1 protein-coding gene is annotated in these 378 nt (G+C 43.7%); it reads left to right on the top strand.

The window, feature by feature from the left end; translation table 11 throughout:
* The coding region (locus D4A39_RS18115; protein WP_233552543.1) for a hypothetical protein at positions 1-209 on the top strand (209 nt) is incomplete at its 5' end.
* Between the last annotated feature and the right edge of the window lie 169 nt (positions 210-378).

Here is a 378-nt window from a genome sequence, read left to right as displayed (position 1 = left end):
TCCAGCTCGTACCCTTCGCTCTCAGGACGCTGGTCTCCTTCAGCTTCCTCGAATTAGGAAGAAGTCTGCTGGCTACAGAGCCTTTTCTTATAGAGCCCCCTTTTTATGGAATAGGCTCCCAGTGGAAGTGCGGCGAGCTGACTCTGTTGAGGCTTTCAAAAGTAAACTCAAAACATATTTATTTCAGCAAACGTATGGAGACTGATTGATCATAGGTGCATGCTCACACTGGTTGTGGCTTTAGGTGCACGCTCATTCTGATTGTAGCTGTAGGTACACACTCACACTGGTTGTAGCTTTATTTATGTTGTAAATAAATTATTGTAATCATTGTGATTGTAGCTGTAGGTACACGTTCACACTGGTTGTAGCTTTATG

The sequence above is a fragment of the Alcanivorax profundi genome (genome assembly GCF_003597125.1).
GTDB classification, from domain to species: domain Bacteria; phylum Pseudomonadota; class Gammaproteobacteria; order Pseudomonadales; family Alcanivoracaceae; genus Alcanivorax; species Alcanivorax profundi.
This window is presented reverse-complemented; position numbering and strand designations above follow the sequence as displayed.